The following is a 22,683-nucleotide window of genomic DNA, read 5'->3' as shown; positions in this document are numbered from 1 at the left end:
AATATCACGTCGTGGAGATAATTATGAATAGTCAAAGATTAAGCGAGTTTGAAGAGTATTTTCAAATAAACGAGAGCATTAGGGTTAATTTGTTTGCTGTACCCAATGAGCAAGTACCTAAATCTCAGCTAGCACTTGATGATGATATTCCGCCTCTTTTTAGATTAGCTAATGAAGTGAGTGAACTTGAACAAAGCTCATTACGTCCACTTCGAAACTTAGGCGATGTAGCGCAAGAGCTTGCCGCGTTTTTACAAGCGCAATCGCGAAAAATAGATTTAATTATGAGCCACATTTTAGCCTCTGAACAAGCGCAAGAAAATGCAATACACTGCGATAGTTATGGCGGCGGCGGTATTAAATTTACATCGTCTGATGTGTATTCAATTGGGCAATCATTTAGGACAAAACTTTTTTTACATCATGAAGCATCAGCTCTGTATTGTTACACCGAGGTTGTAGCTATAGAAAAGCAAGACAACGATCATTACCAATACACCGTGCTGTTCACCGCTATCAGAAACACTGATCAAGAATTAGTAGTCAGAGCAAGTTTGCACGCGCAAACGCGCCAACTAAAAAAGCGCCAAGAACTAGAACAAACATCTGACGATTCAACCACTGAATAATTGTATTTGCAGTAAATTTAACTTGCTAAAGCAAACCGATTTTTCAAGTGACTTGGAAGTAACACAGCTGCTAAACTAGCAGTATCTCTATTTGTATAAAAATTCCATGAACTTTAGACTTTTACCTGAATGGGCTGAGCAAGACGCTGTTATGCTTACTTGGCCGCATAAACATACCGATTGGGCTGATAATTTAGCCCGTGTTGAGCCTGTCTATGTTGAGCTTGCAAAACATATAACACACTACCAATCGTTGGTTGTTGTTGCTCACAACGAAGCCTTAAAAACACATATTACTGCATTACTTACTCATGCCAGTATTAAACTCGAACGTGTTTATTTTGTTGTAACACCTACTAATGATACATGGGCACGCGATCACGGCCCACTAACGTGTGCAAATATAAGCAATGAGACTAAACTAAAAATCTATGATTTTACGTTTAACGGCTGGGGCAATAAATTTGAAAGCGCACTTGATAATCAAATCAATAAGGCAGTAGTTGAGCAGCTAAGCCACGCTAACAATGATTATCAAGCACTAGATATGGTGCTTGAAGGTGGCGGTATTGAAATAAACGAGCACGGCGTATTGCTAACAACCAGCGAATGTTTGCTTAATAAAAATCGTAATCCTAATTTATCACCTAACGATATTGAAGCCTTATTAAAAACGCATTTAGGGGCCACCGATTTTTTATGGGTCGATCACGGTTATTTAGCCGGTGACGATACCGACAGCCATATAGACACGCTAGTCCGATTTGCACCAAACAATACGCTAGTATATGTACAATGTGATGATGAAAATGACGAGCATTTCAGCGCGCTTAATGCGATGGAAAAACAATTAAAAGGCTTTAAAACGGCTAATAACACCCCATATAATTTGGTTGAGTTACCATGGCCAAAAGCCGTGTATGACGATGAAAAATCGCGCTTACCTGCAACCTATGCTAACTACTTAATTATTAATAATGCTGTGCTTGTTCCTATATACAACGATGTGAACGACGACCGTGCTTTAGCACAGGTTCAAAAAGCATACCCGCAGCACACTATAATCGGCGTAAATTGCCAACCCATTATTGAGCAATTTGGCAGCCTACACTGTATTACAATGCAATTACCACGTGGATTTTTAGCTGGAGCAGCACAATGACAAGCCCTGCAAAATTAACCGTTGCTTTAGTGCAACAAAGCAACAGCGATAACGCTGATGAAAATATGGCTAAATCAATCAAAGCCATTCGGGAAGCTGCAAAAAGCGGGGCTCAGCTTGTTGTTTTGCAAGAGCTTCATCGCAGTCTTTATTTTTGCCAAACCGAAGACGTTGATGTATTTGACCTTGCAGAAACCATACCTGGGCCAAGCAGCAACACCTTAGGTGAACTCGCTAAAGAGCTCAATATTGTTATTGTGGCGTCATTATTCGAGAAGCGCGCTACAGGCTTGTACCACAATACCGCTGTGGTGCTTGAAAAAGACGGCAGCATTGCAGGTAAATATCGCAAAATGCATATACCTGATGACCCTGGTTTTTACGAAAAGTTTTACTTTACCCCTGGCGATTTAGGCTTTGAGCCGATTCAAACATCGGTAGGTAAATTAGGTGTGTTGGTGTGTTGGGATCAGTGGTTTCCAGAAGCGGCGCGTTTGATGGCAATGGCCGGTGCCGAGCTATTAATTTACCCAACCGCTATTGGCTGGGATCCGAATGACGACAAAGATGAACAAACACGTCAAAAAGATGCATGGGTTATTAGTCAACGTGCTCATGCGGTCGCAAACGGAGTACCGGTGATTAGCTGTAATCGTGTTGGCCACGAGAGGGACCCAAGCGGACATAGCAGCGGCATTCAATTTTGGGGTAACTCGTTTATTGCTGGGCCTCAGGGTGAGTTTTTAGCGCAAGCTAACAACATCGATGAACAAATATTAGTGGTAGAAGTTGATCAAAAACGCTCAGAAAACGTAAGACGTATCTGGCCGTTTTTGCGTGATCGCCGAATTGATCACTACAGCGACCTTACAAAAATATACCGCGACTAACTAAAAGAATGGCTCTTAGCTTATAAGAGCCAATCAAATGGAGTAATAAATGGCGTTTGAGCAATGGGCAGCCTTGCCTTGGGTAAAATCTCAAAAAGATAAAATTCAGTGGGGGCAGCTAAGCGGAAGTGGTTTAAGTATTGCCATTGCCGAAGGTGTTAAACAACAAGAAAACTTAGTATTAATTGTTACACCCGACACACCCAGCGCGCTGCGCCTTGAAACAGAGCTAGACTACTTATTACCTGATAACCCGGTGATGGTATTTCCTGATTGGGAAACCTTGCCTTACGATCATTTTTCTCCTCATCAAGATATTATTTCTGCGCGCTTAGCCACATTAAATACCCTAAAAAAAGAACAACAAAGCGTATTGATCGTGCCTGTGTCTACGCTGATGCTGCGCACCGCGCCTGCCTCGTTTATTTATGGTTCAACAATAAACTTTAAAGTAGGCGATAAGCTCGACACTCATAATTTTAGACAAAATCTAGAGCAAGCAGGTTACCTAAACGTACAACAAGTGATGGAACATGGTGAGTACACCATTCGAGGCTCAATCGTCGATTTATACCCTATGGGTAGCCCGCATCCATTTAGGCTCGACTTTTTTGATGACGAACTTGATACGATTCGCTTGTTTGATGTGGAAACGCAGCGCTCTGACGAAAAAGTAGAGAAAATTGAATTACTGCCCGCACACGAATTTCCAACTAATGAGGCAGATATTGAGCGTTTCAGAATTGGTTACCGTGAAAAGTTTGGTGCAAGTTCAGAGCAAGACTCTGTTTACATGCAAGTTAGTAAAGGAAATTGGCCTGCTGGTATTGAATACTACATGCCGTTATTTTTTGAAAGCCTAGCCACGATTTTTGACTACCTGCCTGATAACACAACCGTTATGCAGTTAGGCGATTTAGAACACGCCGCCGACAATTTTTGGCACGATGTTAATGTTCGCTATGAAAACCGTAAAGTAGACCCACTGCGCCCACTACTTGAACCCAATGCACTATATCAGCCAATTGACGAGCTGTTTTCTAACTTAGGGCAATTTGCGCGTATTCGTTTATCGCTTGCCAAGCTAGGCACGAAAGCAGGTAATAAAAATTTATTGGTTAGTGAACTACCCGCAATAAGAATAGATCATAAACAGCACGAACCGTATGCTGCATTTATAAACTACGTCGCAGCGCAAAAGAAGAAAAAAAGCCGCATATTACTGAGCGTTGAATCGGATGGCCGTCGTGAATCGTTACTCAACATATTAAAACCCAGCGGTTTAAAATTTAAAGAGTTTGATACCTTTGAACAATTTACCCAAAGCGATAGTGATGTAGGCTTAATTGTAAGCCCGCTTGAGCAAAGTGTTGTACTAGGCTCTAAACCTACTTTATCGATTATTACCGAACAAGAGCTGCTAGGCATTAAAGTATCGCAGCGCAGACGTCGTAAACACAAATACGAAGCAAGCCAAGATGCCCTTATTCGTAACTTAGCTGAACTCAAAGAAGGTCAGCCCGTTGTGCATCTTGATCACGGTGTTGGCCGCTATCAAGGTTTACAAACTATTGATGCGGCAGGTGTAATTACGGAATTTGTTACCATAATATACGCCGGTGAGTCTAAATTGTATGTGCCGGTGTCGGCTCTGCATATGCTCAGCCGTTACTCAGGCGGCGAAGAAAGCAGTGCACCACTGCATAAGCTCGGCTCAGACGCCTGGGAAAAAGCAAAGAAACGAGCTGCTGAAAAAGTACGTGATGTAGCCGCTGAGTTACTTGATATATACGCACAGCGTCAAGCTAAACCAGGTAATAAATTTACCCTAGACGGCCAAGCCTATCGCCAGTTTAGTGAAAGTTTTCCGTTTGAAGAAACCGACGACCAGCGTAATGCAATTGAAGCTGTATTAGGCGACATGCAATCAAAACAAGCGATGGATCGTTTAGTGTGTGGTGATGTAGGCTTTGGTAAAACCGAGGTTGCTATGCGTGCAGCTTTTGTTGCTGTTAACGATGGTAAACAAGTTGCCATTTTAGTGCCCACTACCCTCCTTGCGCAGCAACACTATGAAAACTTTAAAGACCGTTTTGCTGACTTTCCTATTGAAGTGGGTGTGCTTTCTCGTTTTAATTCAACAAAAGAGCAAAAAGACACCCTAGAAAATATGGCTAATGGCAAATTAGATATTGTTATTGGCACACATAAACTTATTCAACAAGACATTAAATTTAACGATTTAGGACTTCTCATCGTAGATGAAGAGCACCGCTTTGGTGTGCGCCAAAAAGAAAAAATTAAAGCACTACGTGCAGATGTCGATATTTTAACGCTTACTGCAACACCTATCCCTCGAACGCTTAATATGGCAATGAGTGGTATGCGCGACTTATCTATTATTGCGACTCCACCGGCCAAACGCTTGGCGGTTAAAACCTTTGTTCGCCAACGTGATGTAGAACTTATTCGCGAAGCCATTCTGCGTGAAATCAAACGTGGCGGCCAAGTGTACTTTTTGCATAATAACGTTGAAACAATAGAGCGCGTGGCGCAAGAGCTAAGTGAATGGGTACCTGAAGCGAATGTGATTACCGCTCACGGGCAAATGCGCGAGCAAGAGCTTGAGCAAATAATGACTCAATTTTATCACCAAAAATACAATGTAATCGTGTGTACAACCATTATAGAAACCGGTATTGACGTGCCTACGGCAAATACCATTATTATGGATAGAGCCGACAAGCTAGGTTTAGCACAATTACATCAATTGCGTGGTCGTGTTGGTCGAAGCCATCATCAGGCATATGCCTACTTACTCACAGGCGACCCTAAAGCGTTGTCAAAAGATGCAAGTAAACGTTTACAAGCCATAGAGTCGTTAGAGGATTTAGGTGCTGGTTTTGCGCTTGCTACGCACGATCTAGAAATTCGTGGTGCAGGTGAATTATTGGGCGACGATCAATCTGGGCAAATGCAAACTATTGGCTTTAACTTATATATGGAAATGCTTGAACAAGCAGTTAATGCATTACGTGAGGGTAAAGAACCCACCCTTGAAAACCTATTACAAAAACAAACCGAAGTTGACTTAAAACTGCCTGCATTACTGCCTGATGATTATATACATGATGTAAATGCACGATTAGGTATGTACAAGCGTGTAGCTAGTTGTGCTAACCTAGGCGACATTGATGAGTTACAGGTAGAATTAATAGACCGCTTTGGTTTACTTCCTGATGCAGCTAAAAACTTATTTAGTTTGCAACAACTTAAAATGCAGGCAAGTAATTTAGGGATAACAAAAATAGAAGCAAACCCTAAAGGTGGTTACTTTGAATTTAGTCAAAATACTAAGGTTAATCCTAGCTTCATTATTGGGCTGATACAAAGTGCACCGCATATTTATAAAATGGAAGGCGCAAATAAATTGCGCTTTGCGATTAGTGAGGCAAATGCCCGCGAACGCTTAAAAATGGTCACTGCTATGATTGCAGATTTCGAAAAAAAGGTTAGCCATTAATGTTGCTAAAAAAATCGCTGGTAGTTTTATGTTGCTTATTTAGCAGCACTGCAGTTGCAGAGCGTTGGTTTGAAGCTGAGGTGCTGATATTTAAACAGCGCCCTGCCCCCTACTTACAAGAAGACTTTAGTTTAAAACACGAGGCTATTGAAGATAAAAACACGCTTGATTTATTAACACCACTTTATACCGAGCAAGCCATGCAAGCCTGTATTGATGGCGACACGCGGTTTCAGACGCGTTCATTTACCGATTCGCTAGTAAACGATAACCCTCGCTCGGGTGTTTGCGACGCAAGTACCGACTATGTACAAAGCTACGATAAACTGCCCGTAACGCCTATGGCACCCGCACTCGATACCATGGAACAAACCTACTTACTTGCCCCTGAGCAATTACAATTTAAAACGCAGTATGAGCAACTAGACCGTAAAGGCTTAACCCCTATTTTACATACTGGTTGGCGTTTTGAAGCAAAAAGTAAATCACGTGCGCCAAGCATGCACTTATTTGCCGGTGAGCAGATTAAAACACGCGTTTTTGATGTGCCACGCTATTCAAACCCAGACTTTGTCAGCTTATTGGACCCACAACCTAGCCTATTTAATGAGCCCGATGAATCAACAAGTAAATGGGAATTAGATGGGTTATTTAAAATTCATTTACGCCATTATTTATTTATTACTGCAGATTTTGATATTAGCCAAAAACTTCAAAGTGGTGATGTAGAGTCGTCACGTTTTTCTCAGTTTAAACGTGTAATAAGTGGTGAAATTCATTACTTTGATCACCCTCGTATGGGCATGATTGTCCAAATTAGAAAATTTAAACATTAATACTAAGTAGGATACAACAATGAAAAAACTCCTAATTATTGCAGCTACACTAAGCCTTGCAGCATGCTCTAAAGTAACAGTAGAAAACTACGAAAAGATTAAAATTGGTATGGATAAAGCTGAAGTTGAAGCCGTACTAGGTAGTGCAGATAATTGTGTAGAAAAAACGCTTCACACTAACTGTGTTTGGGGCGACGAGTCTAAAAATATAGAGATTACACTTGTTTCAGACAAAGTAACTTTATATAGCAAACATGGTTTAGCTAACTAAGTAACGCTTAAATAATTAAAAAAGGGGGATAGATTATATCTATCCCCCTTTTTTAATTATATGGCTATAAAACCTATTTTTTAGAGTAAATAAGCTCAATATTGACAATTTTACTGCGATTTAACGTAATTTTATAACGCTGATAAAGTGTTTTATCGCCCTCTGTATGTACCAGTACCATATTTAATTGATAACGTCGTTCTACGGCTTGTTTTGATATTTTGTTACTGTCTAAATGATAAAGCTTCCCTTCACCGCGCTTTAAATAGCGGGCAAATGGCGCTAAGTTAAATTGCAATGTTTGCTGTAACGTATCGTACCCTGGTAAAAACTCTTTTGCCGACACGCGGGTTTCACTTGCAAAATGCAGCCATTGCGCAGCCTGTTTATTTTGTTGACGACGTTTTGAAAAAATAGTTTGTACTTCTTTGGGGATTTTTTTAAACCGCGTATACTCAAGCCAAATAAACTGACTTGCTATTTTATCTTTGGTAATACTGTTTTTAAATGTAAAGCGCCATTTTGGCCGCCCTTGTACAATAGCACGCCAAATCACACGGGTTATGTCTTCTTTAAATATTTCACGCAGGCCATAAATAACACCCAGTATCAAAATAAGCGTGGCTGTGACCTCGGTAAAACTTGAGCGTGCATTAAGGATAACTAACATAACAAACGCCATTATAACTGCAGTCACCGTGCCTTTTACTAATCGCTTTAAGTAACTATTTAAAAAGCGAGTATTACGCTGCAGTATTACTCCATGCTCAATTAAACGTTGTAGCAAACGCATTTTGTTTGTGATGCGGTTAGCATCTTGTAGTGTGGTTTCAGAGTTGTAATTTTTATCTGCTCGGTAAACGTTTTCGCTTTTACAAAACTGCAAAAGGTCGTTCCGCTCTTTAGCAAAATCACTACTACGCGGCCCTTCATCTAACAATTTTAAAAATGATTGTTCTACGTGCCAGCTAAGGTAGTTATCTGCATTTGTATAAAATGGCAGTAATTTTTCGTCATCGGGGGTATAACGGCGTAGCTTTTTTAATAACCCTTCGCTTTGCTCAAATAATTCATTTGCGCGATTATAAAACTCTTCTGCCTCATTTAATTTAAGTGCATCCTTAATATCAGCATCGAGCGCTAAACGCACTTGGTAACAAAATAAATTTAGATTTTGCCTGTAATCCTGCTGCTCACCTTTGTTTTTACTCACAAAACGGCTTCGTACTAGTGGCAAATGAATATTATTGGCGTTGTAAGCTAAGTGAGATTTAAACTGGTTATTGAAGTAAGATTCTTCACTTAACGTTTTTGGATTTATTCCCATTTCATTAGGAATAGAAAAATACAGATCAATACGCTGCTCTGAACGCGCATTTAACTCGGGCTCAATGACAAAAGATAAATTTTCGTCTTGTTTTAGCAATCAACTCTCCTTTTTTTGTTGTTTTTAGTTTACTTCCCTCGTTTACTTTGTTCAATAAAAAAGGCCCCGTAAACACGGAGCCTTGAAAGTTTTATACTTAACTTGAATTCGGCTATAAATAGAATGGTTAAATAGCGTACAAGTTACTTACAGTTAAAACTTGTAATTAATACTTGCGAATACTCGTGAACCAATAACGTCGTAAATCTCTGGTACGGTGCCCATGTCATTACCGCCAAGGACTTCTTCAGGCTCTTTATCAAAAATATTATTCATACCACCTGTCACTTTCAGTGATTCATTTAGGTTGTACGTCATTGAAATATCGTGGTAAATAACATTATCAGTGCTGAACGACTCACCGTAATAATCACCACTCATACCACGAATAAAGCGTGCGTTGTAAAGCACACTCAACGCATCAGACAAATCGTAATTTACAGACAAGTTAGATTTGATTTTAGAGTAGCCGCCAATGTTACCGTCAATAGTCCCCGTGTAATCAATATCATCTTGCTCAAATTCAACCAAGTAAGTGGTATCTAGATTGATGCGGTAGTTATCGGCAGTGTAACCAATGTTCCAGTCAATACCTGATGTTTTTTGAGAGCCAACATTGGTTAATGCAGAGCTTAAGTTTGATAAATCACCCGCTGGGGTAATATTTACCGAATCACACGATTGCGTGTCGCCCGCAAAACAGTTGTTCATTTCGTTTTGAACATCTAAACGCGTAATAGCGTTAGTGATGTCAAACTTCCAGTAATCAAGCGTTGTAGATAAACCTTCAACCACTTCCCACACCATGCCAAATGTAAACGAACGGCTTTCTTCTGCTTGTAAGTCAGCATCACTTGTGTAGTTCACTAAAATTTGCGCATCTTGCTCGTTACCCCACGGATCGGCTAGGTAATCGTATGAGCCCGAGTTACCACCAAATAGTTCAGCAACGTTTGGTGCTCTAAAGCCAGTTGCAAGTACAGAACGAACCATAAATGAATCTGTTACATCCCAAGTAGCGCCAAGCTTCCACGTTGTCTCACCACCAAACGTAGAATAATTGTCGTAACGTGCAGCCCCTTCAAGTGTTACCACTTCTAATACAGGCATCGATGTTTCAAAGTAAATCGACTGTACCGAATAATCACCTTCAGTAGGATCTTGCTGAGCAGCTGTACTTTGGCCCAATTGTGTAATTAAATCAGGTGTGTAAAAACCACTTTCAAAACGGTTCTCAATACCTATAGCGTAACCAATATCGCTATCGGTTAGTGCGCTGTAACCTGCTGATAAGATAAATTGCTCATTTCCACCTTCGTTATTTTCGGTGTAAATAGAATCGTTAGCAGTTAAAAAGTCACGGCTAAGTGCATCACCACTAAACCAAAGTGCTTGGTTTGCGTAAATGCTTTGCTCTACTTGGCTTGCATTAATCGAGTTTTGTACTTTATCTTTAGAGTCGTTTCTGCCGTATGTAGCACTCACATCCCAGCTTGCATCGTTATCTAAAATGCCTTGTAATGCCACAGATGCACGGTATGTGTCTGTTGTTTGCTCGTATATACGCGGGCCAGCATCAACCATTCTTCTGCGATACTCTAGCGAATCGGCAAGCTCACCGTCGGCGATAAACGCATTAGTGTATTCGCTATCAAGGTTTGCTGTAAGTAAATCTACACTGGCTGGTTGAGGTGCCAATTGCTGTGATGAGTCACGACGTGTATACATTAGATCAACATTAAATGTGGTATCAGCGTCTAGCTCTTTATCAAAGCTTGTAAAAAGGCTGTACAAATCGTTTGGTGTTTGCGCATAACTCGATGTAGTGAAGTCGTACGACGTTGTTCTATCGGCAAATACACCATTACCTTCGTATGTTTTACCGCCTAAAGTACCTTGTGGAATAAATGACGACTGTCCAGCAGGCACAAAGCTACGATCTGATTGAATCACTTCTCCACGGCTTGAAAACTGGGCACCAACTACTAAGTTACCATCGGCAATCTGCATGCCATGTAATAAGCTAGTACCGTAGTTATTACCATCACCTTTCGTTGTGCGGCTTCCTTCAACATTAAGCTCAGTACCTTCAAAATCTTTTTTGGTAATAATGTTAACAACACCGGCGATTGCATCAGATCCATACACCGCTGATGCACCATCTTTTAAGATTTCAATTGATTTGATCATTGCAACAGGAATGGTATTTAAATCAACTGAAGAGTCTGCACCGGTTCCAGAAGAAACCATACGACGACCATTTAGTAACACTAGGGTACGTTGTGATCCCATGCCACGTAAGTTAACAGTTGCAGAACCACCCGAACCATTATTACTTGAAGCACCAAGGCTTATACCCGCAGCAGAGGGTTGAGTTGAGAGAATATCGGCAACAGACGTGAAACCACTTTTTGCAATAAAGTCATCGCCAATAACAGTAATTGGGCTGGCTGTTTCCATATCAGTACGGTTGATGCGTGAACCCGTAACTTGAATTTTTTCGATTGAATTTGCAGCTTCGTCTGCTGCTAGTACATGTACACTTGAAAACATTGGGATGGCTGCAACTACAGCTAGACCAAGAGTCGATTTAGTCATGAAAGAATCCTACTTGTTGGAATTTACCAAGATTGGTAATGCTCATTTGTTATAAGAAGAATGAGTCGGCAGGCAACTTAAGCGCACTTAACTGAACGAAAACTTAACGCTTGAGTACTTTTTAACAAAGGTAAAAAAGACCACCCTATAAAAGGTACAAAGGTTACTCTTTGTTTCATTGTTAATATAAAAATACAATTTAAAATTAATGATTTAAAAAAACTTATACACAATTAAAGTACAGATGAAATCAAACACCGCTACTTTGTAATCAAATGTAATTACTCCTGCTGATTAGTAATAATTCAGGTATTAACAACTTAATCACACGGCATTATTAAAAAGGTAAAACAACCTGATAGTTGCTAACTCATGAGAAAAGCCTATTGCTCATAGTCAATAACAAACACTCTTGCTTTGTTAGGTATGATTTTTAAATGTGGACTACATTGTATGGAGTATGTGTGCTTGTACAAATCAACAATTTTGGGATAAAACGTGATCGGTTGGCTGGCTAATTCGTAATAAAATAAGAGTTTATTAGTAGGTAACGTAGAAGTTATAGTTGAGGGTATCTTCTTTTGAAGTAGTTGTATTTATAACGGTTAACTCTAAGGTCCAAAGCATATTATTTTCTGAGCAAATGCCAACCATGGTTTCGCTTTTCCATAAGTCGCCTTGCTTTACAAACTGCTGCGGAATAAACCCCATATACATAGTGATGCCCTTCAACTTTGCTTGAGTTATTTTTATATCATCAGGCAGTTTACTGAAAATTGTAAAAGGTGTTTCAGGTGAAAGAGATTGATGACTAAGCCACACTTTCACATTATTTGGATAAATACATTCTAAGTTAGGTTTGCAGTTTGAGTTTTTAAGGACCGTTGCGTTTTTATGCTCACCAGAATCACAGGCGGTTAACAGTAAAAGTAACAAAAACACAAAACAAAATTGGGTTGCTTTCATAAAACATGTCCTTCGAATAAAAGCAGATACTAATAATCAAGCTTATAAATGACAAGCATGGTGCACTAAATAACCAAAATTAGACACTGAGCTAATCAAAAAATAGACAACAAAGTCACAAAGTTTGATTGATGTCATAATATTACGTAATTGACCTATCTTTTTTAGGCCAAAAAATTTATTATTTCCCTCGCAAAAATTAGGGTTTCTCGAGTTTGTTTTCTGAAGCATTCATGCTTTGAACGTTTTAGGTAACATGCTTGTGAAGTAATAGTAGGCCCCACTTTTCAAGTGGGTAATTCATTTCTAAACGCATTTATTGCAGCGGAAGCCAGAAAATGAGCCAAACAGTAGCATCACAAACTGAGTATAACTATAAAGTTGTACGCCAATTCGCTATTATGACAGTGATTTGGGGCATCGTTGGCATGAGTATTGGGGTTCTGATTGCTGCCCAATTAGCTTGGCCAGCACTTAACTTTGATACACCATGGTTAACTTACTCTCGACTACGTCCGTTACACACGAACGCAGTAATTTTCGCATTTGGTACAAGTGCACTTTTTGCGACGTCTTATTACGTCGTTCAACGTACTTGTCAAACGCGCCTTTTCTCAGACAAACTTGCCGCAATTTCATTTTGGGGCTGGCAGCTAGTTATCGTATTAGCAGTAATTACTTTACCACTTGGTATTACAAGCTCTAAAGAATACGCTGAACTAGAATGGCCAATCGATATTCTAATCGCAGTTGTTTGGATTATTTATGCAGTTGTATTTTTTGGTACTTTAATTAAACGTAAAGTGTCGCATATTTATGTTGCTAACTGGTTCTACGCTGGCTTTATCATTACAGTTGCGGTGTTGCACATTGTAAACAGCATGGCTGTGCCTGTATCGTTAACTAAATCGTACTCTATTTACGCTGGTGCAGTAGATGCAATGGTGCAATGGTGGTACGGTCATAACGCTGTAGGTTTCTTATTAACCGCTGGTTTCTTAGGCATGATGTACTACTTTGTACCTAAACAAGCGGGTCGCCCTGTTTACTCTTACCGTTTATCGGTCGTTCACTTTTGGGCACTTGTATCTTTATACATTTGGGCCGGTCCTCACCACCTTCATTACACTGCGCTTCCAGATTGGACGCAAAGTTTAGGTATGGTTATGTCTATTATCCTATTCGTTCCATCTTGGGGTGGTATGATAAACGGTATAATGACCCTATCTGGTGCGTGGCACAAACTACGTACTGACCCAGTACTTCGTTTCTTAGTTGTATCGTTGTCTTTCTATGGTATGTCTACGTTTGAAGGCCCAATGATGGCAATTAAATCTGTGAACGCATTATCTCATTACACAGATTGGACTGTAGGCCATGTTCACTCAGGTGCACTTGGTTGGGTAGCAATGATTTCGATTGGTGCTATTTACCACCTTATCCCTGCACTGTTTGCACAAGGTCGTATGTACAGCATTAAGCTTGTTAACACCCACTTCTGGTTACACACTGTTGGTGTTGTTTTATACATTGTTGCAATGTGGATTTCAGGTGTAATGCAAGGTCTAATGTGGCGTGCAGTTAATGCTGACGGTACATTAATGTATAGCTTTGTTCAGTCTTTAGAAGCATCACATCCTTTCTACATAATGCGTTTTGTTGGCGGTGTATTCATCGTAACAGGTATGTTAGTTATGGCTTATAACGTTTTCCGTACAATTTCAGCTGAAAAAGAATCACTGAAGTTAGACGCGCAAGCACAATTAGCATAACGGAGTGAGATGATGAGCAATAAAAATTCACAAAACAAACACGAAATAGTAGAAAAAAACGTTGGCCTTATGGCCATACTAACTGTTTTTGCTATTAGCTTTGGTGCATTAGTTGAAATTACTCCACTTATGTTCCAAGACGACACAACAAAACCAGTAGATGGCTTACGTCCTCTAAATGCATTAGAAATGGAAGGTCGCGATATTTACGTGCGTGAAGGTTGTTATAACTGTCACTCACAAATGATTCGTCCTTTTCGTGACGAAGTTGAACGTTACGGCCACTACTCTGTAGCAGGCGAGTCAGTATGGGATCACCCTTTCCAATGGGGTTCTAAACGTACTGGTCCTGACCTTGCTCGTGTTGGTAAACGTTACTCGGACGATTGGCATTATGCTCACTTAGTGAACCCGCGTGATGTGGTTCCTGAGTCTAATATGCCAGGTTTTCCTTGGTTAGCAGAGAACACAGTTGATACCAGCTTAACTCTGAAAAAACTACAAATTTTCCGTGATACATTCGCTATTAATCCAGAAAACCCAAAACATCCGGGTTTAGGATACGGTAGCGATGAAGAACTAATAGCTGACGTTGCCAAAGTTGATGCAATGAATGACGGTAAAGGCGCAACAGAAATGCAAGCCCTTATCGCTTATTTGCAACAGCTTGGCACGCACTTGAAGTAATTATTATGGATTACGGAACATACAGAGGCATTTTAACTCTGGTAATTTTAGTATTGTTTATTGTGATTGTTGTATGGGCATACAGCAAGCGTACCAAAAATCGTTTTGACGACGCTGCTAATGCCATTTTTGAAGATGAAAAAAAACATAACAACACACTCTCTAACGAGGAAAAGGAGTCTGAAAAATGACTAGCTTTTGGAGTATTTGGGTTATTGTTTTAACCCTAGCATGCTTACTTATTATCTTTGGCCTATTAGTGTGGAACTTAAAAAACTACGCTGGTGTTGAAGAAGGTGAAGATTGTGGGCATGAGTATGACGGTATTACCGAACTGAACAATCCGCTACCTAAGTGGTGGACTTACATGTTCTTCGCAACATTTATATGGGCGGTTTACTATTTAGCGGCTTATCCAGGTTTAGGTAACTGGGAAGGGTTAGGTAAATGGACAAGCTCTAATCAGGGTATTACATCTTTAGCGGAATCGAAAGAAGCCGTTAAGTTAGCAGCTGAAGAAGGCCGTTTTGTAAAGCTTGATAAAGAGTATGAAGCAGCAGAGGAGCGTTTTGGTCCTATTTTTAATCGACTTGCAAAAGTACCTGTTTTAGATTTGGTTCAATCTAAAATCGATGGTGATGCAGCACAGCAGCTAGCCCTTGAAAATGGTACTGAGCATGAACAAACAGATGGTCAATTAGCGTTAGAAATTGGTCAACGTTTGTTCTCACAAAACTGTGCGCAGTGTCATGGCTCTGATGCACGTGGCGGCATTGGCTTCCCTAACCTAACTGATAAAGATTGGTTATACGGTGGCACACCAGACAAAATTAGAGAAACTCTTCTAATTGGTCGTGTTGCAGCTATGCCTCCTTGGGGTGCAGCATTAGGTGAACAAGGTATAAAAGAAATGACAGCACACGTGCTAAGCCTTTCTGGTCGTACAGTTAACCAAAAAGATGCAGCCGCTGGTGCAGCTAAGTTTGCAATGTGTGCAGCATGTCACGGTGCAGACGGTAAAGGGTCGGTTGCTCACAACCTACCGTTTGGCGCGCCTAACCTAACAGATAACATTTGGTTATACGGCGGTTCTCAACGTGCCGTTGAAGAAACTCTGCTTAACGGTCGTGCTGGTGTAATGCCTGCATGGAAAGACATTTTAGGTGAAGATAAAATCCACCTTTTAACAGCGTACGTTTACAATTTATCGCAAGATAAATAAGCATGCTGTTAATAGAATGTTTATAAATTAATTTATTGAATTCAATAGATTAATCCAGATCAAAAAAGCCTCCACTAGGAGGCTTTTTTTTAGTCTTTTACGTACAATTACTATAAAATAACTTCTTCGAAACTAACATTAGAGTCACTATGCAACCTACTCCGTGGTATAAAAACTTTTGGCCTTGGTTTTTAATTTTTTTCCCGCTAGCAGCCATTGTTGGCTGTATTACTTTACTGATAACGGCAATTGGCAACGGCCCAGATATGGTTGTTGATGATTACTATAAAAAAGGTAAAGCAATTAATTTAGAGCTCAGTAAATTCGAGAAAGCTAAAGCGCTCTACTTACATGGTGAATTAGCAGTAACTAATGACCGAGTGAGTTTTAAATTTACCAAAGGCGATAGCAGTAATGTACCGGCTTTAAAAGTATCGTTTTATCACCGTACAATTAAAGCTCACGACTTTGAAGCGACACTTACAGCTAATGCAAACAAAGAATTCACCGCACTACTTGAAAATTACACTGAGGGTGCCTACTCCATTTTTATTGAACCTATCGATAAAACATGGAAATTAAAAGAAAACATTACCCTACCCACGGTTGAAACCGTTTTAGTTACGCCAAACTATAAGTAGTTATTACTATGTCTAACTCTTGCTTTCATTGCCTTGAGAGTGTGCCAAAAGGATTTAGCGCCACAGTTACAATAGACGATACCCCCCAGCCAATGTGTTGCATTGGTTGCCAGGCCGTAGCGCAAAATATTGTTGAGCAAGGAATGACTGATTACTACAAGTACCGCACAGTCAGTGCGGGTAAAGTGGAGCAACTTGTTCCTGAGCAATTGGCATTTATTAAAAGTTATGACAACGAAGATATTCAAGATGAATTTATAGCCACAAGTAACAATATTTCAGAAGTATTATTGAGTGTTGAAGGCATTACGTGTGCTGCATGTGCGTGGCTTATAGAAAAGCAATTATTAAGTTTAAACACCGTAAAGCGAGTGGATGTAAATACCTCAACTAACCGTGCAATGATCCAGTGGGACAAAACAGCAACACCACTGAGCGAAGTGATTACTGCCTTGGCCAAAATTGGTTACAAGGCGTACCCATTTCAGGCCGATACCGAAGCACAACAAAAGCAACAAACTGCCAAAGCATATATTCGCCGCTTAGGCGTGGCAGGCTTAATGACAATGCAAGTAATGATGTTTGCATTTGCCATGTATTTTGGCATGTTTTCAGGCATGGATAGTAATTTTGAACAGTACTTTAGATGGATAAGCTTAGTACTTGCTTCTCCCGTTATTTTGTATAGTGCCCTGCCCTTTTTAACCAATGCAATTAACGGCTTAAAAGCTAAGCAGCTTAATATGGATTTACCTGTATCCTTAGCCATTTTTGGCGCCTACGGAGCCAGTTGTTATGCCACTGTTATGCAAGTTGGTGAGGTATATTTTGAATCTATTTGCATGTTTACCTTTTTATTATTACTAGGTAAATATTTAGAATTTAGAGCACGCTTAAAAGCAAGTGAATACACAGCAAACCTTCAAAAGTTACTACCATTAACGGCTCGCACGCTTACAGATAGTGGTGAAGAACTCATTATTGCGGCTAAAAAGCTTAAACTTAATGATGTTGTGCTTATTAAAGCAGGTGAAACCATTCCCGCCGACGGCGAACTCATTAAAGGTAAAACGACGGTTGATGAATCAATGATGACCGGCGAGCACCAACCCGTTAACAAGTTTATAGGCCATAATGTGTATGCCGGCTGTGTAAACCACGATGGTGTTATTGAAATTAAAATAAACAAAATAGGTCAAAATACACTTTTAAATCAGATTATTCGCCTGCAGCACAATGCACTCACAAAACGCCCCAAACTGGTCGAAATAACTGATAAAGTCGCTCAAGGGTTTGTAGCTTGCTTGTTAGTATTTGCTTCATTAACCGCTATTGGGTGGTATCAAATTGACCCCGAGCACGCTTTTTGGATCACTATTTCAGTGTTAGTTGCAACCTGCCCTTGTGCCTTAAGTTTAGCAATACCGACTGCTTTAACGTGTGCAATTGCCAGCCTCACCAAAAAGGGAATTTTAATTAAGCAAGCTCATGTACTTGAAACACTCTCTAAATTAACGTTATTTGCGTTCGATAAAACAGGCACACTCACCCAAGGTAAATTTAGCCTTGATGAGGTCGATATTATCGACAGCCACTATTCAAAAGATGATGTAATGGCCATTGCAGCAATGTTGGAGCGTTTTTCTGAGCACCCGATTGCAACAGCTTTTGATGGATACACTCCAGCAAAGCATACGTTGCATAACATTGAAGTGCACGCAGGTTTAGGGATCAGTGCACAAGATGAAACCTTTCATTATGCTATAGGTAAAAGTGGTTGGTTTGATAGTAAAAAAACAAACGCGCAAGCCAGTTTGTACATAAACAAATGTGTTGTGGCACGCTTTTATTTTGTGGATAAAGTAAAGCACGATGCCGAAAGTTTAATTAAATCGTTACACGCACAGCAATTAACTTGCCACATGTTAACTGGTGATGCGTCAGATGCGGGCAACAAAGTAGCTAAGCAATTAAAATTAGACAGCGTGCAATCTGGTTGCTCACCACAAGATAAACAAACCGCCGTAGAGGCATTTTCATCTCAAAATGAAGTGGTCGCTATGGTAGGGGATGGTATAAACGATAGCCCTGTATTTGCAAGTGCCCATTTGTCTATTGCAATGGAAACCGGCGCTGATATATCAAAAAACAGCGCCGATGTTGTACTGCTAAATAGCGATTTAGCGTCTATTGATCACTTACTGAATATAGCTAAACAAACTCGGCGTATTATTAAACAAAACCTAACATTGTCATTGTTGTATAATGGCTCAATCTTACCGCTTGCAGCGCTTGGATTAGTTGCTCCCTGGATGGCGGTCATTGGCATGTCTGCCAGTTCGATTATTGTGATATGTAATTCACTGAGGCTATTAAAGTTATGAGCATAATTTACATTTTGATCCCCATTGCCATTTTGTTTGTACTTATTGCTATTGGCGTATTTTTTTGGGCAGTAAGAAGCGAGCAGTTTTCTGATTTAAACAAACAAGGCCACAGTATTTTGTTTGAAGATGACAAAGAGCAGCATAATAAAAGCAATGATTGACCCTTTATACATAAGCGCATTTTTAATGGGCTTAATTGGTAGCGGTCACTGCATAGCAATGTGTGGAGGGATTGCAAGCTCTTTACAATTAGCCAGCGACAAGCGAAAAACACTCTCCTACTCATTTGCTTATAATATTGGCCGAGCATTAAGTTACATGGTTGCAGGCTCACTCGTTGCGGGTATAAGCAGCCAATTTGCTAAACAAAACACATCATTCTCTATAACGCTTTCATTTATTGCTGCCATTTTTATGCTTTTGGTTGGCGTTTACATAATTCGTTTAGGTCCAACATTGCAATGGCTCGAAAAAATAGGCAAAACGCTTATTTGGCAGCATATAGTGAAGCTTAATAAATATTTAATGCCCGTTGACTCAACGGTTAAAGCATTGGGTTATGGCGCATTATGGGGGTGGTTGCCATGCGGTTTGGTTTACTCTGCGCTAACATGGGCAATGACGAGCCCAACAGCATTTGATGGCGCAATAGTGATGTTATGTTTTGCACTAGGTACATTTCCAGCCATGATCACCGTAGGCATTGCGGCGCAAAAAATTAATAGCATAATAAATCATCCCTGGACCCGCATTGTATTAGGGAGTGTTATAATTTGGTATGGTATCTACTTATTGATTATTGCAACCGACAAGTTAGTACATTAATGTTTAAGGTGTATTAACCTTTCGAGGTTAATTTGCCCCAGTATATAAAAACTAAAACGGATAAAATTATGGATTTCACTCAAAGTCGCGCTAAAGGTAATTGTGCTATTAGCTGTAATAACTGCAGCATAAGCCAATTGTGTTTGCCATTTTCGTTAAATGGCCAAGAAATGGATAAACTTGACGAAATTATTGAGCGAAAAAAGCCATTACACAAGGGAGATTACTTGTTTGAATCGGGTGCTCCATTAAAAGCGATTTATGCAGTACGATCTGGCTCATTTAAATCATACACCTTGTCTGAGCAAGGCGATGAGCAAATTACTGGCTTTCATTTAGCAGGCGATTTAGTAGGCTTTGATGCAATTAGTAAAATGACACATCAGAGCTTTTCTCAGGCTCTTGAAACCTCAATGATTTGCGAAATTCCCTTTGACACCCTTGATGAACTTGCAGGTAAATTACCTAAACTACGCCAGCAAATAATGCGTTTAATGAGCAGTGAAATTACCTACGATCAAGAAATGTTGTTACTACTTAACAAAAAATCGGCAGAAGAACGTTTAGCTAGCTTTGTTTATAACTTATCGGAACGATTTGGTGAACGTGGTTTTTCGCGTAAAGAATTTAGGTTTACCATGACCCGTGGTGAAATAGGTAATTACTTAGGTTTAACCGTTGAAACTATTAGCCGTTTATTAAGCCGCTTTCAAAAGGCCGATTTGATTAAAGTAGAAGGCAAGTTTATTACTATTTTAGATAATGACGCACTGGCTAAAACGGCAGCCATTGTTAGATAGATATACATTGATATAGAACAACAATTTATGTGCTAGGCCTTTAACTGTTTTGTATTTGAGTTACACTAAAAGTACACCAGTTAGGTAAATGGAGTAGCACATGAACACAATTAAACGCATTCTTGCGGTTATTGACCCTACCAAAGACGACCAACACGGTTTAGCGCGCTCAGTCGAGCTGGCAAAAAAATCTGGCGCAACCATTACTGCCTTTATGACGGTATATGATTTTTCGTATGAAATGACAACCATGCTCTCAGGCGATGAGCGCGAAGCCATGCGAGAAGCCGTTTTAAAAGACCGCGAACTATGGCTAAACGATTTAGTTTCACCTTATAACACGCTAAATATTGAAACGTTAGTTGTTTGGCATAACCGCCCTTACGAAGCCATTATTGAAACAGTTATTGATCAAAACTACGATTTAGTTATTAAAAGTACCCATCAACATGGTGCACTAAAATCGGTAATATTTACCCCAACAGACTGGCATTTAGTGCGTAAATGCCCTACTCCGGTGTTATTTGTAAAAGAAATGGCATGGCCTGAAAATGGCAATATTTTAGCTGCAGTTAACGCAGTGAGTGAGAATGATCAGCATATTGCGTTAAACAAACGTATAATTAAAGACGCGCAATTTTTATGTGAGCTTGCTAACGCAAAGCTGAATTTAGTCAATGCATTCCCCGCAACCCCTATTAATATAGCCATTGAAATACCAGAGTTTAATCCTAGTCTTTACAACGAGTCAGTAAAAAAACACCATATAGAATCAACCAATGCACTGGCTACTGAGTTTGCTTTAACTAGTGAGCACTGCTTTATCGAAGAAGGTTTACCAGAAGACGTGATCCCCGACATTGCTAAACGCCTTAACAGCGAGCTCGTTGTTATTGGAACCGTAGGCCGTACAGGATTAAGCGCCGCATTAGTAGGCAATACTGCAGAGCATGTAATAGATAGCCTAGACTGCGATGTATTAGCACTAAAACCAGATGGCTATGTAAGCCCATTAGCAAAAGATTAATAAATTTTGCTGTAGCTCCCAATATGCTAATAACATATAATACGCCCCTTTATTTCTAGCAAGTATTTTGCCGCATTGTTTACTAAGGGGGCGTAGTGTCTAACTCAGCTCAAGCCAAAGCTCAATATAACTTTAATAAGTTACAAAAGCGTTTACGCCGTTTAACTGGTCAAGCCGTTATGGACTTTAACATGATTGAAGAAGGTGACCGCATTATGGTTTGCCTCTCGGGTGGTAAAGATAGCTATACAATGCTTGAAATGCTGCAGCACCTTAAACGTGTTGCACCGATTAAATTTGATCTTGTGGTTGTTAACCTCGACCAAAAACAGCCCGGTTTCCCTGAACATGTTTTGCCCGAGTACCTAGACAAACTCGATGTAGAGTACAAAATTGTAGAAGAAGATACCTACAGCATTGTCACCGACATAATTCCTGAAGGTAAAACCACCTGTTCGCTGTGTTCTCGCTTACGCCGTGGTATTTTATACCGCACAGCTAAAGAACTTGGCGCAACTAAAATAGCCCTTGGCCATCACCGAGACGACATGATTGAAACACTGTTTTTAAACATGTTTTATGGTGGAAAACTAAAAAGTATGCCAGCTAAATTAATGAGCGACAACGGCGAGCATATGGTTATTCGCCCGCTTGCATACTGTAAAGAAGCTGATATTAGTAAATATGCATTTACTCAAGGCTACCCAATTATTCCGTGTAACTTGTGTGGTTCTCAGGAGAACCTGCAACGTAAACATACAAAAAATATGTTGGCGCAATGGAATAAAGATCATCCGGGTCGCATAGAAAGTATTTTTACAGCAATGCAAAATGTAGTGCCTTCTCACTTAGCCGATGCTCAATTATTTGACTTTGAAAACCTAAAAACGGGTGAAGTTATTGACGGCGGTGATATTGCACTCGACAAGCCAGATATTCCTAAAGTACCTGTCAACAGCGATGCAGACGACGAAAATTCGGGTGTTGTTACAATCAACTTAAGTTAATTACGTTGTATTTT

At 40.0% G+C, this 22,683-nt stretch carries 20 protein-coding genes; 17 read left to right on the top strand and 3 right to left on the bottom strand.

The window, feature by feature from the left end:
- Window positions 1-23: 23 nt before the first annotated feature.
- From AC27I2_RS12830 to AC27I2_RS12805, 6 genes are all read left to right on the top strand, one after another.
- Entirely contained in the window at window positions 24-629 is a 606-nt protein-coding gene (locus tag AC27I2_RS12830; RefSeq protein WP_487204478.1) for a PilZ domain-containing protein, read from the top strand.
- A 106-nt stretch (window positions 630-735) separates the two neighbouring features.
- A complete protein-coding gene (locus AC27I2_RS12825) occupies window positions 736-1,791 on the top strand; it encodes an agmatine deiminase family protein (protein ID WP_487204477.1) in 1,056 nt (351 codons plus the stop codon).
- A complete protein-coding gene (locus AC27I2_RS12820; protein WP_487204476.1) occupies window positions 1,788-2,681 on the top strand; it encodes a carbon-nitrogen hydrolase in 894 nt (297 codons plus the stop codon). The genes AC27I2_RS12825 and AC27I2_RS12820 overlap by 4 nt, the downstream gene beginning before the upstream one ends.
- Before the next feature lie 49 nt (window positions 2,682-2,730).
- Complete coding sequence (gene mfd, locus AC27I2_RS12815) at window positions 2,731-6,204, top strand: transcription-repair coupling factor (protein ID WP_487204475.1); 3,474 nt, start codon at window positions 2,731-2,733, stop codon at window positions 6,202-6,204.
- A complete protein-coding gene (locus AC27I2_RS12810) occupies window positions 6,204-7,040 on the top strand; it encodes a peptidoglycan binding protein CsiV (protein ID WP_487204474.1) in 837 nt (278 codons plus the stop codon). Before mfd ends, AC27I2_RS12810 begins: the two co-directional genes overlap by 1 nt.
- A gap of 19 nt (window positions 7,041-7,059) precedes the next feature.
- The gene (locus AC27I2_RS12805) at window positions 7,060-7,311 is read left to right on the top strand and encodes a hypothetical protein (protein ID WP_058406031.1); all 252 of its coding nucleotides are present in this window, start codon (window positions 7,060-7,062) and stop codon (window positions 7,309-7,311) included.
- 73 nt (window positions 7,312-7,384) lie between these two features.
- On the opposite strand, the gene AC27I2_RS12800 is transcribed toward AC27I2_RS12805, so the two are convergent.
- The 3 genes from AC27I2_RS12800 to AC27I2_RS12790 form a co-directional block, all read right to left on the bottom strand.
- The gene (locus AC27I2_RS12800; RefSeq protein WP_058406030.1) at window positions 7,385-8,737 is read right to left on the bottom strand and encodes a hypothetical protein; all 1,353 of its coding nucleotides are present in this window, start codon (window positions 8,735-8,737) and stop codon (window positions 7,385-7,387) included.
- Window positions 8,738-8,890: 153 nt separating this feature from the next.
- On the bottom strand, window positions 8,891-11,335 hold the full coding sequence (locus AC27I2_RS12795) for a TonB-dependent receptor (RefSeq protein ID WP_487204473.1): 2,445 nt from the start codon (window positions 11,333-11,335) through the stop codon (window positions 8,891-8,893).
- Window positions 11,336-11,875: 540 nt separating this feature from the next.
- The gene (locus tag AC27I2_RS12790; protein ID WP_487204472.1) at window positions 11,876-12,301 is read right to left on the bottom strand and encodes a hypothetical protein; all 426 of its coding nucleotides are present in this window, start codon (window positions 12,299-12,301) and stop codon (window positions 11,876-11,878) included.
- A gap of 338 nt (window positions 12,302-12,639) precedes the next feature.
- On the opposite strand from AC27I2_RS12790, the gene ccoN reads away from it, so the two are divergent.
- The 11 genes from ccoN to ttcA all read left to right on the top strand — a co-directional run bounded on the left by ccoN (window position 12,640) and on the right by ttcA (window position 22,669).
- Entirely contained in the window at window positions 12,640-14,073 is a 1,434-nt protein-coding gene (gene ccoN / locus AC27I2_RS12785) for a cytochrome-c oxidase, cbb3-type subunit I (RefSeq protein WP_006794295.1), read from the top strand.
- A gap of 12 nt (window positions 14,074-14,085) precedes the next feature.
- Window positions 14,086-14,760 (top strand): cytochrome-c oxidase, cbb3-type subunit II, encoded by a 675-nt coding sequence (ccoO, locus tag AC27I2_RS12780; RefSeq protein ID WP_006794296.1) that lies wholly within the window; start codon window positions 14,086-14,088, stop codon window positions 14,758-14,760.
- 5 nt (window positions 14,761-14,765) lie between these two features.
- The gene (locus tag AC27I2_RS12775; RefSeq protein ID WP_006794297.1) at window positions 14,766-14,951 is read left to right on the top strand and encodes a CcoQ/FixQ family Cbb3-type cytochrome c oxidase assembly chaperone; all 186 of its coding nucleotides are present in this window, start codon (window positions 14,766-14,768) and stop codon (window positions 14,949-14,951) included.
- The gene (locus tag AC27I2_RS12770) at window positions 14,948-15,982 is read left to right on the top strand and encodes a c-type cytochrome (RefSeq protein WP_058406027.1); all 1,035 of its coding nucleotides are present in this window, start codon (window positions 14,948-14,950) and stop codon (window positions 15,980-15,982) included. Before AC27I2_RS12775 ends, AC27I2_RS12770 begins: the two co-directional genes overlap by 4 nt.
- 149 nt (window positions 15,983-16,131) lie before the next feature.
- Window positions 16,132-16,623, top strand: a complete 492-nt coding sequence (locus AC27I2_RS12765) for a FixH family protein (RefSeq protein ID WP_058406026.1) — start codon at window positions 16,132-16,134, stop codon at window positions 16,621-16,623.
- 8 nt (window positions 16,624-16,631) lie between these two features.
- Window positions 16,632-19,007, top strand: coding sequence for a heavy metal translocating P-type ATPase (locus tag AC27I2_RS12760; RefSeq protein WP_487204471.1), 2,376 nt, complete (start codon window positions 16,632-16,634; stop codon window positions 19,005-19,007).
- Window positions 19,004-19,171: a cbb3-type cytochrome oxidase assembly protein CcoS gene (ccoS, locus tag AC27I2_RS12755; RefSeq protein ID WP_006794301.1), complete on the top strand. Its 168-nt coding sequence runs from the start codon at window positions 19,004-19,006 to the stop codon at window positions 19,169-19,171. The genes AC27I2_RS12760 and ccoS overlap by 4 nt, the downstream gene beginning before the upstream one ends.
- Window positions 19,164-19,835: a sulfite exporter TauE/SafE family protein gene (locus AC27I2_RS12750; protein WP_487204470.1), complete on the top strand. Its 672-nt coding sequence runs from the start codon at window positions 19,164-19,166 to the stop codon at window positions 19,833-19,835. Before ccoS ends, AC27I2_RS12750 begins: the two co-directional genes overlap by 8 nt.
- 68 nt (window positions 19,836-19,903) lie before the next feature.
- Window positions 19,904-20,635, top strand: a complete 732-nt coding sequence (locus AC27I2_RS12745) for an FNR family transcription factor (RefSeq protein ID WP_058406023.1) — start codon at window positions 19,904-19,906, stop codon at window positions 20,633-20,635.
- Window positions 20,636-20,735: 100 nt separating this feature from the next.
- Window positions 20,736-21,662 carry a universal stress protein UspE gene (uspE, locus tag AC27I2_RS12740; protein ID WP_138530200.1) on the top strand — a complete coding sequence of 309 codons (927 nt, stop codon included), beginning with the start codon at window positions 20,736-20,738 and terminating at the stop codon, window positions 21,660-21,662.
- A gap of 95 nt (window positions 21,663-21,757) precedes the next feature.
- A complete protein-coding gene (gene ttcA, locus AC27I2_RS12735; protein WP_058406021.1) occupies window positions 21,758-22,669 on the top strand; it encodes a tRNA 2-thiocytidine(32) synthetase TtcA in 912 nt (303 codons plus the stop codon).
- The last annotated feature ends 14 nt before the right edge of the window (window positions 22,670-22,683 follow it).

The sequence above is a fragment of the Pseudoalteromonas sp. NH0006-46 genome (genome assembly GCF_057547735.1).
This window is presented reverse-complemented; position numbering and strand designations above follow the sequence as displayed.